The 14,640-nt window shown below is 57.2% G+C and carries 12 protein-coding genes; 6 read left to right on the top strand and 6 right to left on the bottom strand.

What is annotated here, in order from left to right; genetic code table 11:
* Window positions 1-552: 552 nt before the first annotated feature.
* The 5 genes from ATY76_RS17910 to ATY76_RS17890 form a co-directional block, all read right to left on the bottom strand.
* Window positions 553-1,986, bottom strand: coding sequence for an NAD(P)(+) transhydrogenase (Re/Si-specific) subunit beta (locus ATY76_RS17910; RefSeq protein ID WP_088676042.1), 1,434 nt, complete (start codon window positions 1,984-1,986; stop codon window positions 553-555).
* An 18-nt stretch (window positions 1,987-2,004) separates the two neighbouring features.
* Window positions 2,005-3,579: a Re/Si-specific NAD(P)(+) transhydrogenase subunit alpha gene (locus tag ATY76_RS17905; RefSeq protein ID WP_088676041.1), complete on the bottom strand. Its 1,575-nt coding sequence runs from the start codon at window positions 3,577-3,579 to the stop codon at window positions 2,005-2,007.
* A 117-nt stretch (window positions 3,580-3,696) separates the two neighbouring features.
* Complete coding sequence (locus tag ATY76_RS17900; protein WP_088676040.1) at window positions 3,697-4,659, bottom strand: Gfo/Idh/MocA family oxidoreductase; 963 nt, start codon at window positions 4,657-4,659, stop codon at window positions 3,697-3,699.
* Window positions 4,660-4,691: 32 nt separating this feature from the next.
* Complete coding sequence (gene iolG, locus ATY76_RS17895; RefSeq protein WP_088676039.1) at window positions 4,692-5,684, bottom strand: inositol 2-dehydrogenase; 993 nt, start codon at window positions 5,682-5,684, stop codon at window positions 4,692-4,694.
* Window positions 5,685-5,820: 136 nt separating this feature from the next.
* A complete protein-coding gene (locus ATY76_RS17890) occupies window positions 5,821-6,759 on the bottom strand; it encodes a substrate-binding domain-containing protein (RefSeq protein WP_088676038.1) in 939 nt (312 codons plus the stop codon).
* A 272-nt stretch (window positions 6,760-7,031) separates the two neighbouring features.
* Here ATY76_RS17890 and ATY76_RS17885 point away from each other — a divergent pair, with 272 nt between their 5' ends.
* Complete coding sequence (locus tag ATY76_RS17885) at window positions 7,032-7,268, top strand: hypothetical protein (RefSeq protein ID WP_088676037.1); 237 nt, start codon at window positions 7,032-7,034, stop codon at window positions 7,266-7,268.
* 487 nt (window positions 7,269-7,755) lie between these two features.
* Here ATY76_RS17885 and ATY76_RS17880 read toward each other — a convergent pair whose 3' ends face one another.
* A complete protein-coding gene (locus ATY76_RS17880) occupies window positions 7,756-8,652 on the bottom strand; it encodes a LysR family transcriptional regulator (protein WP_088676036.1) in 897 nt (298 codons plus the stop codon).
* Window positions 8,653-8,792: 140 nt separating this feature from the next.
* On the opposite strand from ATY76_RS17880, the gene ATY76_RS17875 reads away from it, so the two are divergent.
* From ATY76_RS17875 to ATY76_RS17855, 5 genes are all read left to right on the top strand, one after another.
* Complete coding sequence (locus ATY76_RS17875) at window positions 8,793-10,118, top strand: extracellular solute-binding protein (RefSeq protein ID WP_245309951.1); 1,326 nt, start codon at window positions 8,793-8,795, stop codon at window positions 10,116-10,118.
* Window positions 10,099-11,049, top strand: coding sequence for a sugar ABC transporter permease (locus tag ATY76_RS17870; RefSeq protein WP_245309948.1), 951 nt, complete (start codon window positions 10,099-10,101; stop codon window positions 11,047-11,049). Before ATY76_RS17875 ends, ATY76_RS17870 begins: the two co-directional genes overlap by 20 nt.
* Window positions 11,049-11,942, top strand: coding sequence for a carbohydrate ABC transporter permease (locus tag ATY76_RS17865; RefSeq protein WP_088676035.1), 894 nt, complete (start codon window positions 11,049-11,051; stop codon window positions 11,940-11,942). The genes ATY76_RS17870 and ATY76_RS17865 overlap by 1 nt, the downstream gene beginning before the upstream one ends.
* Before the next feature lie 91 nt (window positions 11,943-12,033).
* Window positions 12,034-13,551 carry a sulfatase gene (locus ATY76_RS17860; RefSeq protein WP_088676034.1) on the top strand — a complete coding sequence of 506 codons (1,518 nt, stop codon included), beginning with the start codon at window positions 12,034-12,036 and terminating at the stop codon, window positions 13,549-13,551.
* A gap of 48 nt (window positions 13,552-13,599) precedes the next feature.
* A complete protein-coding gene (locus ATY76_RS17855; RefSeq protein WP_088676033.1) occupies window positions 13,600-14,598 on the top strand; it encodes an ABC transporter ATP-binding protein in 999 nt (332 codons plus the stop codon).
* Window positions 14,599-14,640 lie beyond the last annotated feature (42 nt).

Here is a 14,640-nt window from a genome sequence, read left to right as displayed (position 1 = left end):
CGAGTGCGCCTTCCCCATGAAGCCTGTCCCGATAAGCGCAACGTTCAACTTCTTCACCGCAAAAGCCTCCATATGGCCCGGAACGCGTCCCGCACCTGATCAAACCCAAGGACCGGACATCTGTCCGACCCGTCAAGAAACTGTAATGTTAACGTATACAACACGAGAAAATCACAATGTCAACGATTACATTGGAAAATGGGTGGGAATTGCTCCTCCAAAAGCGGGGCACGCCAAAAGCATCCCTTCCGCCTCGCCTCGCCGCCAAACCGGGTGCTCTTATTGGCCGGGCTGAGCTAGTGACGGCCGCGCTTCCGCACGAAACGTGCCGCACTCTTTGATTACGGAGAGACGCCGGCGGCGGCAAACCAGCCGTTTGAATCGTGTGTAACCAAGCGGCAGCAACTGCCGGCGAACCAAGACTGTGACGCCATCTTTCACTTGCCGTGCCTCGCTGCCATATGATGGCGCAAACCCCAGCAACGGTATCCTTGAAACAAAAGCCTGGATGAAGGTGGTGCGTTTTACACAGCGTTCCAGTTGGTCTGGGAATCAAGCAATCTGCGGCAGCAGCTGCGCCATGCTCTCTCTTGCGTCGCCGTACAGCATCCGCGTGTTTTCGCGATAGAAGAGCGGGTTTTCTATGCCAGAGTAGCCGGCGCCCCGACCGCGTTTCGAGACGAAGACCTGTTTAGCCTTCCAGACTTCCAGCACAGGCATGCCAGCGATCGGCGACGTTGGATCGTCCTGAGCAGCTGGATTGACGATGTCATTTGAACCGATGACGATGACGACGTCGGTCTGGGAGAAGTCCTCGTTGATCTCATCCATTTCGAGGACGATATCATAGGGAACCTTGGCTTCGGCAAGCAACACGTTCATGTGACCCGGGAGGCGGCCGGCGACGGGATGAATTGCAAACCTTACGGTTTTTCCTGCCGCGCGCAGCTTGCGTGTCAATTCCGCAACACCCTGTTGGGCCTGCGCGACAGCCATGCCGTATCCCGGAACGATGACAACGCTGTCGGCATCGTTGAGTGCTGCGGCGACGCCGTCGGCATCGATGGCGATTTGCTCGCCTTCGATCGCAACTGCAAAACCGGTCGTTGCGCCGAAGCCGCCGAGAATAACCGAGACGAAGGAACGGTTCATCGCCTTGCACATGATGCAGGACAGGATTGCGCCCGAAGAGCCAACCAATGCGCCGGTGACGATCAGAAGATCGTTTCCGAGCGTAAAGCCGATCGCAGCCGCAGCCCAGCCCGAATAGCTGTTCAACATGGAGACGACGACGGGCATGTCGGCGCCACCGATACCCAGGATCAGATGAAAGCCAATAAAGAAGGCGAGAAGCGTCATTGCGGCCAGCACCCACATATCGGCGCCTTGCACATAGACCACCAGCAAAACGGACGAAAGGATTGCTGCAGCGGCATTGAGGACATGGCCCCCGGGCAGTTTCTGCGCCTTGCCGTCGAGCTTTCCTGCCAGCTTGCCGAAAGCGATCGCAGAACCGGTAAAGGTGATGGCTCCGATGAAGACACCAAGGGAAACCTCGACTTTCATTATCGCCATTTCCAATGGTGTCTTGCCTGCGAGAATCGCCGCAAATCCTGAAAGCTGCGCCTTGGCGGCCTCGTCTAGTGCGGCAATAGTCGCTGTCTCGAAATGTGTATTGAAGCCGATCAGCACGGCCGCCAGGCCGACGAAGGAATGCAGAGCCGCGACAAGCTGCGGCATTTCTGTCATTTGAACCTTCTTCGCGACCAGCCAACCCGCTCCGGCGCCGGCTGCGATCATCGCAAAGGTGACTGACAAGTTGCCGAAGGCCGGTCCCAGGATTGTCGCAACAATCGCTATCGCCATGCCAACGAAGCCGTAGCGGACGGCGCGCTTCGCACTTTCCTGGCCGGACAGGCCCCCAAGAGATAAAATGAAGAGCACCGCCGCCGAGACATAAGCGGCAGAAATGACACCGATAGTCATATGTGTAACCCCAACTAATCAGGACTTCCGGAACATCGAGAGCATGCGCTGCGTCACGAGAAAGCCGCCGACAATGTTGATTGTGGCGACCAGGATCGAGACAGCGGCGAGACCGATGACGATGCCGTTGCTGGACCCGATCTGCAAAAGCGCGCCGACGATCACGATTCCCGATACAGCATTTGTCACCGCCATCAACGGCGTGTGGAGGGAATGGCTAACGTTCCAGATAACCTGGAACCCGATGAAACAGGCGAGGACAAAAACGGTGAAGTGGCCCATGAAGCTGGCTGGTGCCATTGCGCCGACCAGCAGGAGAAGCATAGTGCCGCCGGCCAGCAGCAGTGCCTGGGCCTTGGTCTGCTTTCGGAAGGCAATCAGCTCCTGCGAGCGCTTTTCCTCGGGACTGAGTTCCCTTGACCTTTCCTTCGGCTTCTGGGCGGCGATGGCCTGAACTCTTGGCGGCGGCGGGGGATACGTAAGTCTACCCTCATGAGTGACCGTGGCGCCGCGGATGACATCGTCCTCCATATTGTGGACGAGGCGGCCATCCCTGTTCGGGGTCAGATCCGTGATCAGGTGGCGGATGTTGTTGGAATAAAGCGTCGAGGCCTGCTCCGCCATCCGGCTTGGAAAATCCGTGTAGCCGATGATCGTGACGCCGTTCGTAGTCACCACCTTCTGGTCAACGATGGTAAGTTCGCAATTTCCACCGCGTTCAGCCGCAAGGTCGACGATTACCGAGCCGGGTTTCATCGCCGAGACCATATCAGCAAGCCAGAGTCTGGGAGCATCACGCCCCGGTATCAGGGCGGTCGATATGACGATGTCGATCTGTGGGGCAAGCTCGCGGAACTTGCTCAGCTGGGCGTTCAGGAATTCCGGCGAGGACGGCGTCGCATAGCCGCCGCTTGCCGCCCCGTCCAACTGCTCGTTGGCAAAATCGAGGAAGACGAACTGAGCGCCCATGCTTTCAATCTGCTCGGCGACCTCGGGACGAACGTCGAAGGCGTAGGTGATCGCGCCGAGCGCCGTCGAAGTCCCGATTGCCGCAAGCCCGGCAACGCCTGCACCGATGACCAAGACCTTGGCCGGCGCAACTTTGCCCGCTGCGGTCACCTGTCCAGTGAAGAAACGCCCGAAACTGTTGCCAGCCTCGATTACCGCGCGATAACCGGCGATATTTGCCATGGACGACAGAGCGTCCATCTTCTGCGCCCTTGAGATGCGCGGCACCATGTCCATAGCGATCAGATTTACTTGGCGCACGCGGGCCATTTCGAGCAAGTCGACATTCTGGGCGGGATGGACGAACGACAGGATGGTCTTGCCTTGCCTCAACAGTGCCAGTTCCTCCTGTTGCGGCGGCCTGACCTTCACGACGACATCCGCTGCCTGCCACAGGTCCTGGGCCGCAGGCAATATCTCGACACCAGCTGTGCGATAAGCATCGTCCGAAACACCCGAGCCAAGTCCCGCACCCGTTTCCACCAGGCATTCATATCCGAGCTTTTGGAGGTGCAACGCGCTCTCTGGTGTCAGTGCGACGCGCTTTTCGTCGGCATGGGTCTCCTTTGGCGCCCCGATTTTCATCTTTCCTCACAAATGGTTTGTTGACCAGCCAATGCCCGATGGCACGATCGAAGCCAGTATGGGTTCCAATTGAATTTTGCTGTCGTCACGAAGAACGTGCGCTTCCGTTATCGATCCTTACCGGTAGGTGATTTCTATCCGGCGTTTTTCGACCAATGAACGACGCGCCGCGTCGAGAATGACCGCCGCGTCATAGGCATCAGCCAACGTTGATAGCGGAGGCGAAGCCTTTGCGAGACACTCATTCAGAAAATATTGCTCGACCTGCAGGAAACTGTCCCAATAGGTCGCATCATCCCAGAACGGGATGGATGCCTGCCCGAATTTCGTCACGTCCCAGGGAACGACACCACTTCCTTCGGTACCCAAGACCTTAAAATAGCAGGACCATGGTTCGCGACTTCTGTCGTCGGCCGAGAAACTGCCCCAGAGGTTTGCAATTTTCCCATCGGCATATTCTGCAGTGATCATGAGCTGGTCGTGCGCCCGCTTATCGTCGAAATGCACGTTCGTGCCCGTGGCGTAAACATGCGAAGGGCGCCCGAGGAAAAACAACATGCAATAGGCGTGATGAACCATCAATTCCCGCATCGTCAGGTCGGGTTCACCAATGGAGGCGTCATGACGCTTGTTATAGATCGCCCAGAAATTGACGATGTCACCCAGCCGGCCATCCTCGATATGAACTTTGAGACGGCGCATGTTCTCTGCGTAGATGTAGTTGTGCGACGGCATACAGATGCGGTCATGTCTTGCGGCGATGTCCGCAAGCTCCCGGATCTGTTCGGCTTTTTCGCAAAGCGGCTTCTCCAGGAGGACGTGTTTTCCTGCCTGGAGACCACGCTTGGCAAATTCGAAATGGGAAGCCGTGCTCGTGGCGACGAGAATGGCGTCGATCTTCTCGTCGGTGAGGAGCGCCTCGACCGAAGAGTACGCCACCCCACCGAAACGGCGGCAGAAATCCGCCGCCTTGTCCACCGAGCGATTCCATCCGCCGGCAAAAATATCTGGTCTTATTTGACGAAGTGCCTGGACATGGAGCTCGGCCACCTTGCCAAGGCCAATGATCGCGATTTTCATGGGCGTTTTCCGAATGTGAAACACTTTGGCCGTTAGCGAGGGATTTCGACCGGCCGGCACTCTCGCCACGACTCTGTTGCCGCGTCGGCAATGAGTTGGGCGCGAAGTCCATCCTCGGCGCCCGGAACCGGGGCGGTTCCGGAAGAGACTGCCTCGACGAAATGGCGCATTTCGGCGAGGTAGGCCGCTTCGAAGCGCTCGAGAAAGAAGGCTTGGGCGACAGCCTGTTCAAAGCCGCTGTTTCCCGCCCGCTCGACCAGGTTCTCAAGCACGTTGGAGACGCGAAGCATCCCCCTGGATCCGTGGACTTCCAGACGCTTGTCGTAGCCGTAAGTCGTCCTGCGCGAATTGGTGATCTGGCAGATTCGTCCGCTGGCCGTCGTTAGAATGACGGCAGCCGTATCGACGTCGCCGGCTTCCTTGATGCCCGCATCAATAAGATTGGAGCCGACTGCGAATACCGTCACCGGCTCCTCGCCAAGAACGAACCTCGCCATGTCGAGGTCATGGATCATCATGTCCCGGAAAAGTCCGCCTGAGGTTTTGACATAGGACACGGGAGGCGGGCCAGGGTCGCGGGATACGATCGAAACGGTCTCCACATCGCCGATTTCACCCGCCCGCACGCGTGCCTGAAGAGCGCTGAAGTGAGGATCGAAACGCTGGTTGAAGGCTGTCATGAAGGTAACGCCGGCAGCATTGACGGCCTGGATACAAGAGCGAACTCGGTCGGAGGAAAGATCGATTGGCTTCTCGCAGAAGATCGCCTTGCCTGTCCGCGCTGCTGCGGTCACCAGATCGAAATGCGTGGATGTCGAAGTGGCGATGACCACAGCGTCAAGATCGTTGGCATTGATAATGTCGTCGATGCGGCGAACGACCGTATTAAAGCGCGCCGCACAGGCAGATGCCGCCTCGGAGGAAATGTCGGCAACGGCAGCAAGTTCGGCGCCTTCGATCCGTCCGATCGATGCAGCATGCACCTGACCGATGCGACCGCAGCCCAAAATCCCGAATCTAACCATCTTACGATCTCTTTCTGACCCAAGATCAAAAGGCGTCCCGCCAAGGGGTCACGTCGCTTCGACGAGGGCTCCGACGCGAACCTTCGTGAGAGACAGGTGCGCATCGGGATGCGCACCTGTCTTGTCCGCCGTAATGTCAGTTCTTGCTGATGTACTTGTCGACGTTGGCAGGATTGACCAGTTCGAACGGGATCCAAACGGGCGATTGCACCTTTTCTCCCTTTGCCATCTTGATTGCGGCGTCGACGGACCCGGCGCCCTGACCGATCGCATCTTGGAAGACGCTCACATCCAGATCGCCGGTCTGCATGTAATGCATCGCCTCCTTGGTAGCGTCGATGCCCGCAACGACGACATCTTTCATGTCCCAGCCGGCCGCCTTCATGGAATTGATGGCACCGAGCGCCATTTCATCATTGTTCGCGATGACGGCAGCAGGCTTGTAGCCGGCCGTGATCCAGTTGGTCATCAGGTCCTGCGCCTTGACCGGATCCCAGTTGGCCGACTGTTCGTCGATCACTTTCATGAAATTGCAGTCGGGCGTTGCGATCACGTCGTGTACGGCCTTGCTGCGCAGTTCGGCACTGTGCTGTGCCAAGAGGCCTTGGATAATCAGAATCCCCGCATCGCTGGTCTTGCCGCTTTCCTTCAAAACGCGGCAAACTTCCTTCGTCTCGAGCTCACCAGCCTCGGCTTCGTTCGATCCAATGAATGCGGCCTTCGAGCCGAGCGCATCGAGGTCGCTCGGCGTATTGTTGACATAGATCAGCGGCACGCCGGCATCGGCCGCCATCTTGGTGATGGCCGGAGAGGCCGAACTTTCGACAACGTTGACGATGATCGCGTCGACCTTGGCAGCGATGAAATTCTGAATTTGCGACAGCTGCTTGTTGATGTCGGCTTCAGCAAACTCGATCTGAAGCGGCTGCTTTGTCTTGGCAGCCTCATCCTTCATTCCCTGCACCATTACAGCAAGAAAGGAATCGCTATGAGAGATCGCCACGCCGATATCCCCGGCATAGGCAGAAGACGTTGCCAAAAGTAGTGCTGCAGTTCCAGTGATGAGCTTTTTCATGCGTATTCCCCTCCTTAAAGGCGGTGTGCTGGCGGCACCCGCTGTCACCGAAACGGCCTCCTCCGAGACCGGATGATATGTTAACGTTTACATAACTCGACCTACTGCGTTCTTGCGCGCCGATCACCTTCTTGAGGCTCACGGCGACAAAAATATGCTGTCAAAGGTCGATGTTAACGTATACAACATCAAAAATTGGCAATGTCAACGATTACATTATTGTTGACCAATTATTTTTTTAATCTATCATGGACAAAAAAGGGAACGTAACGATGCACATCTCCAAAGCAGCGATCCGCAGCGCGCCATTGCTTTCAGCCGCCATTTTAATGGGTATTCTATACGGTCACCCGATCTCCACCTTTCTCGCGCGGGAGGGCGTTATTATCGGTGATCTCCGGCTGATGCAGGCCCAGGCGAGCCTAGCTGTTCTGCAGCACGCGGTTGGGGTCGATCAAGCTTCCGCCGAAACGGATCCTGCACCTTCTCCGGTTGCTGCCGGACGATGAGTCCGGCGGACTTCACGACGCAGTTCCTGTTCCTCGAGGCGGTGTCCGAGCGTGGACACGAGGAAAAATGTCTCGCCAACAAAAACGGGCATGCTTCCCTAACGCTTTGCCTGGTCGCTATAGGCCTCATCCTCGGATTGTTATACATCCTTTAGCGCCCTGCCTCGCAAGATAATGGACGCCGTTTCATGCGAGCTTTACTCGTCTGCCTTCCGTCGAACAGCTTGACGCAGTCGAGAATTTCAGCGCGGTAACGCATGATGGCTAGTCTGCGTTTCTCGATGCCTCCGCGGCATGGCGCCTTGGCGAGTTCAGCGATGGTATCTCAGCCCTCAGCCAACCCCGATTACAGATGAGGTAGCCAAACGCCAGCATCGAAGAGAACGATCGGCCTGACCAGCGACGAAAGCCGGCTTCACAGACGCGATCGAGAGCGCGTCTTGACATGATCAGGCTTCAATGATGGAAACCCCTAACGGCATCTCCGTTAAGCGCGGTAGCTGGCCCATGCCTCGCGAAGCGCACGCACTGGCCGGGTCTCGACGAGTGACGTTTTACACATCAGGTCGATTTTCATATCCCATTCCAAGCTCGGCACGGGAAGTCTGACCAGACCAGCCTGCATGGCGCGAGGAACAATAATCTCGCCCACAAGCGCGAAATAATCGGCCGACGCGACAAGATCGAGCATCACCGAAATCGAATTTGTCTCCACGACGACATTTAGCTTGTCAGCGGTCTGCCCGAATAGTTGATGTGAGCGTTTGATGAATTCGTCACTTTCCGGGAAAGTCACGCAACCGTAATCGAAGAGGTCCTCGATCCCGATGTCCTTCGAGGAGTTCAGAGGATGGGACTTCCTGCAAACGACAGCCAAGTGAATATCGAACAGATGAATGCAGGAAATATGTTCAGGCAGTTCCTGGGGCGGTCTGGCTGTGGCGATGACATCGAGACTGTCTCGCATCAGGTCTTCGACGAGTTGTTTGGTCAGGCCCATTTGTGCAATGACCTTAACCCCCGGAAATTTACGGTGAAAGTTGACCAACACCTTAGGAAATGAGCTGACAGCAAGCCCAGGCCCAACGCCAATCCTGATATTGCTGCCATTTTTGGAGACGACATTGTTGATGTCCAGAGCGGCGAACCGTGCCTCCTGGTCGATTGTCCGTGCATATCGGTAAAGCGTCTCACCCGCTTCAGTCGGCTCAAGTCCTCTGGATGTTCGAACAAAAAGCATCGAGCCGATCTCATCTTCCAAAATCTTCAGGCTCTTTGTTAGGGCCGGCTGAGTGATCCCCTTGCCGAGAGACGCCTTATGCATGTTTCTTGCCTCGTAGAGGGCAAGGAAATTTTCAAGATGACGTGAAACAAGCAGACGCATATCGATAACTTTTTGATATCAGACCACTACTATTATCTATTACTGTTTATCGATTGGCAATGTTACCCATAACTCGAGGTGTTTGATGAACGGCTTGACCCGCCGTCACGAGGATTTCGCTTGGACGACTAAATTTTCGAATGTCGGCCAGCGACGGCATGAAATTCATTCAGTCGTGGGAGGATTTGGTGGCTGACAAACTTCAAGGCATACGGCGCAGAGCGGTGTTGAAAAGCAGCTTCGGCATCGCTGCCGGGCTCACTGTCGCATTAAAGGCACCCGCCATTCGGGCACAGGACAAAAGCCTGTCCCTCATGATTCTGGGTCCAGACCAGAAGGCGGTCGCCTGGATGAAATCCGCCCTTGACGAGTTCAAGAGCAAGAGCGGCTATGCTGTCGAATTGCGCCAGTCGGATTGGGGATCCGCATTTCAAAAACTTCTGACAGCGACCGCAAGCGGTACCTTGGCCGACGTTTGCATGATGGGCCAGGTGATGACCCCTGCCCTTGCATCCAAGGGAGCGTTCCTGCCGATCGACAGTTATCTGAAAGGTTGGGCAGAGATCGATCAGTTCTACGTGCCGATGCTCAAGGACGGAGCCTTTGGCGGCAAGTCTTATGCCTTACCAGTGTATGCCGATGTGCGCACCGCGATTTATCGCTCCGACATCCTCGAAAAGGTCGGTATCAGTGCTCTCCCCACGAACTGGGACGACTTCAAGGCGCTCGCCGGAAAACTGTCCAGAAAGAATGGCGGTCCTCTGGATGCTCCCTTCTTTGCGAACCAGGACAAATCCGTCGGGCTGATGCAGACCTATTCGCAAATGCTCGTGCAGGCCGGTGGCAGCTACTTCGACGCAAAGGGTAAGTCGATCCTGTCGAGCGAATCTGGTCTTGCCGCGCTCCAGTACCTTGTTTCCTTCTTTGCCGAGGGACTGGCCAACCCGAACATTGTCTACCAGGGAACCGGTCCGACGCCGCTGGTTCAGGGGCTTGCCGCGATGACCTATAACAGCGTCGTCGAGCCCCGCAACGCACACGCCAACAATCCGGGCGTCGAGAAATTTGTCGTAGCCGGCCTGCCGCTGTCGGCAAAGCCAGGCGGCACCCCCGCTACTCTTGCCTGGATCAATAAGCTCGGCATTGGGGCGAATACAAAAGACCCCGACGGCGCCTGGCAGCTCCTTTCCTTTCTCACGTCGAAGGACTCTTCGGAGAAATTTGCCGAACTTTGGGGCGGCTTGCCCTCCCGCAAGGATCTAAAGGATGCCCCTTTCCTTGCGTCCATCAACAAGGGGTTCGTCGATGCGACCCAGTACGCCGGCGCATTGCCGATCACGCCGAACCTGCTGCAGATCCAGAAGGAGGTGAACATCGCGATGCAGTCGGCCATTCGCCAGGTGCAAAGCCCGGCTGACGTCCTTGCCGCACTCGACAGGAAGATCGATGAAATCACCCGCGCCTGACACGCTGTCGATGCCATGCGTCATCGCAATCGCAGACCGGCCTTTACCGGTTGCTTGTGACAATGTGCTGCGCCGCAAGCAACAGGCTGGAGCGATTCTGGTCAGTCCGGCCTTCGCGGCGATCTTCCTGACCTCGATTGTTCCCCTCGCGTTGTCATTCTACTTTAGCTTCACGCACTATACGCTTCTGTCCGCGCCGGAATGGGTGGGCTTCGGCAACTACGTGGCGATCCTGAACGATCCCGTCTTCTATGAAGCTTTGAAAAATACTCTTGCCTTCGCCGTGAGCCAGGTCGGGATAGGCGTTGTGGTCGTGGTACTGGTCGCTGCGCTCTTCAACGGTCACCTATATGGCGGACCGCTCATGCGCACGATCATCTACCTTCCGCAGGCAGCGTCCTATGTCGTGGTCGCGCTCGTCTGGAACCTTCTGCTCGACCCTGCCGTCGGTCCGATCAATGCATCGCTGATGCGTTGGGGTTTTTCCCCAGCCTATTTCCTGTCCGACCCACTCTGGGCGATGCCGTCGATCGTCGTCATGAGCATGTGGCGCAATCTCGGATATTTCATGATCATCGTCCTTGCGGCGTTGAAATCCGTTCCATCGGAACTGCTGGAAGCCGCCAAGATGGATGGAGCGAATGCCTTCCAGCGCTTCTGGACGATCACTCTTCCGACAGTTCGCGGCGTCATATCCTTCGTTGCCATAACCTGGTTTCTGGGGGCCCTTCAGATGTTTACGCAATCCTACGTCATGACGGGCGGCGGTCCGGTCAATGCCACTCGCACGATCGTCTATCTGATGTATGACGCCGCCTTTACCGATCTCGACATCGGCAAGGCTTGCGCCATGGCGGTCATGCTGTTTCTGCTGGTTGTGATCCTGTCGCTGGCACTGAGGATGATGTTCCGTCCGAAGGAGCAAGCGTGATGGCCGCGGGCGCTTCTGAACTCAGGGCACATGCCACGCGAAAGGACACGGGAGAACGATCCTTATCGATTTTCCAGGCGATCGCGATGATGGTCACCGCTCTGTACGCGGTCCCGATGCTCTACATCGTACTGGTGGCCCTCACCCCGAACGGGGAGTGGATCGGGTCATGGCCATCACGTTTCGATCTTTCCAATTTTTCGAACGCCTTCCTGAGCGCTGACTTCCTTCGTTTTTTCCTCAACAGTGCCGTCGTCGCCATCGGATGCACGATCCTGCAGGTCCTCCTTTCATGTGCAGCAGGATATGCGCTAGCAATGCTGCCGATCAGGGGGCGCGGCCTGATGATGCTGTTGCTCATCGCTCTGCTTGTCGTTCCTCCCGAAGTATCTATCGTCCCGTTGTTCGTGATGGTCTCGCATTTCCCGCTTGCGGGCGGGAATGACCTCTTTGGGCTAGGGGGGCAAGGATTGCTCAACACGCTGCCCGGCATCATGGTGCCGCACATCGTCAGCGCTCTTGCCATTTTCCTGATGCGTCAGTTCTACATCTCGCTGCCCCACGAGCTTGGCGATGCCGCGCGGGTCGATGGCGCGGGCGAATTTAGAATTTTTTTCGAGATATACACGCCACTCGTCAAGCCAGCGGTCGCGGTCGTGGGCGTATTCGCCTTTCAGTCAGCGTGGAACGATTTCATCTGGCCGCTGGTGACGACGTCCTCCAACGACCTGCGTACGCTTCAGCTCGGCCTGACGGTGTTCTTCCAGGAAAACTCGACACAATGGAACCTGCTGATGGCTGCCGTGCTCAGCATCAGCGTGCCCATCGTCATGATGTTTCTCCTGATCCAGCGATACTTCCAGGAAGGTGCGCTTGCCGGCGCAATCAAATAGGCGCGCGGCTGCTCGCAGCCTCGCCAAGTCCTCGCAAATCCCGACGACCCGCCCAACGGGCACCCTTTTGCGCGTCGCAAGGAACGAAGAGATGAAAGCAATTCTGGTCATGTTCGACAGCCTCAACCGGCGCTTTCTGCCGCCCTATGGCTGCGACTGGATGCAATGCCCGAATTTCAGCAGGCTGGCCGCAGGGTCCGCCGTCTTCGATAATTGCTACGCGGGAAGCATGCCCTGCATGCCGGCACGCCGCGAAATGCATACGGGGCGCTACAATTTCCTGCACCGCTCCTGGGGGCCCCTTGAGCCCTTCGACGACTCCATGCCGGAAATGCTCCGCAAGGCCGGCATCTACACCCATTTGATCACAGATCACCAGCATTACTGGGAAGATGGCGGCGCCACCTATCACAATCGCTTCAGCACATACGAATTCTTTCGCGGCCAGGAAGGCGACCGCTGGAAGGCTTTGGTTCCCGCAGGCGACGACACCGTCGGTCAGGAGCCGCATCTCGCCATCCGAGGGCAGGATCTCGTCAATCGCCGCTATCTTGACGACGAAAGGGAGCATCCGCAGACAAAGGTTTTCGATGCGGGGCTCGAATTCATTCAAACCAATTGCGAACGCGATCGATGGTTCCTGCAGGTCGAGACCTTCGACCCGCATGAACCTTTCTTCTCCTATGAAAAATACCGCGAGCTTTACGCCAAGCCCTATGATGGTCCGAAGATCGACTGGCCGGATTACGGCCCCGTGACGGAGCAGCCGGAGACGGTCCAGTATATTCGCGACCAATATTCCGCGCTTCTGACCATGTGCGACGCCTCGCTCGGACGCATCCTAGACCTGATGGACGAAAAAAACCTTTGGGACGACACCATGCTGATCGTCTGTACGGATCACGGCTACTTGCTCGGCGAGCATGATTGGTGGGCCAAGATGGTGCAGCCCTGGTATGACGAAAACATCCACACCCCGCTCTTCATCTGGGACCCGCGGAGCAAGGTGAGAGGTGAGCGCCGCCAAGCCCTGGTGCAGACAATCGATTTCGGGCCGACCCTTCTGGATTTTTTCGGTCTTGCGCCAACTCAGGACATGGAAGGCCGGCCGCTGAAGGACACGATCTCGGATAACGAGACCATTCGTGAAGCAGGGCTTTTCGGCGCATTCGGAATGCATGTAAACGTGACCGACGGCCGCTACGTCTACATGCGCGGCCCGGACGATCCGGTCAATCAGAAGCTTCTGGAACACACCCTCATGCCGACCCAGATGCGGGAAAGATTCAGCCCCGAGCAACTGCGAAACGCGGAGTTGATTGACGGACTGTCATTCACGAAAGGTACGCCAGTCTTGCGCATGCCGGCTACCCGGCCGCACATGCTCGATACCACGGTTCTCGAAACGCTGTTATTCGATCTCGCAAACGATCCGGAACAGAAACATCCCTTGGCGGCACCCGACATCGAGTTGCGGATGATCAACCTCATGCTGGACCTGATGCGGCGCAACCATGCGCCCGCCAGCCAGTTCGAACGGCTCGGCCTCCCGATCGAGGGACCGGCGACGCTGGACTATACCCGCACCGGGCGGCCGAAAACACGGTGATCGCCGAGCGGAAGCGCAGCTTCATTCAATCGAACACGAGGCGGACCCATGTCGACCATCGAGATCGCAAATCTTTACAAAAACTACGGCGCATTTCCCGTGCTCACCGATATCAACCTTACGATCGAGACAGGCGAATTCGTCGTCTTCGTCGGTCCGTCCGGCTGCGGCAAATCCACATTGCTGCGCTGCATATCCGGCTTGGAGGGTGTGTCTCACGGGACGATTTCCATTGATGGCAAGGTCGTGAACGACCTCGCGCCCGCCAAGCGCCGGATCGCGATGGTTTTCCAGAGCTATGCTCTTTATCCCCATATGAGCGTGTTCAAGAACATCGCCTATCCCTTGCGAATTGCTGGCGTTTCCAAAGAAGAGCAGCGCCGCAAGGTTGAAAACGTCGCCCGGAAGCTGCATCTGAGCGACTATCTCGATCGGCTTCCGAAGGCCTTGTCCGGCGGACAGCGGCAGCGTGTCGCGATCGGCCGCGCCATCATCCGCGATCCGAACATCTTCCTCTTCGACGAGCCGCTGAGCAACCTCGACGCGGCCTTGCGCGTCCAGATGCGGCTTGAGCTGACCACGCTGAAAAGCCAATTGCCGGACACGACGATGATCTACGTGACGCACGACCAAGTCGAGGCGATGACGATGGCCGACAAGATCGTCGTTCTGAACGGAGGCATCATCGAGCAGGTCGGCACGCCCATGGAGCTTTACGACCATCCGAAAAGCGAATTTGTCGCCGGCTTCATCGGGTCACCAAAGATGAATTTCCTGACGCGTTCCAATGCGGAGCATTTCGGCGGAGCGCGCATCGGCATTCGGCCGGAACATCTCGAACCGCAGGCCGACGGCCCGTGGCGTGGGCAGGTCACGCATGTCGAGCACCTTGGCGCGGACACCTTCGTCTATGTCGATCTCGACGACGAGGAAAGCCTGACTGTTCGCCTTGGCGGACGAAGCGCTATCGCTTCGGGGCATAATATCGCAGTTGGCCCTAAGGGACGGGTTTACCGTTTCGATGCCGACGGCCGCACCATGATTTGACGTGAGATGATTGGCGTGCCGGATCGAGGCCGAACAGGATGG

The sequence above is a fragment of the Rhizobium sp. R339 genome (assembly GCF_002211395.1).
GTDB lineage: Bacteria > Pseudomonadota > Alphaproteobacteria > Rhizobiales > Rhizobiaceae > Rhizobium.
The sequence above is the reverse complement of the archived record's forward strand: the minus strand, read 5'-3'. Positions and strand labels throughout refer to the sequence as shown.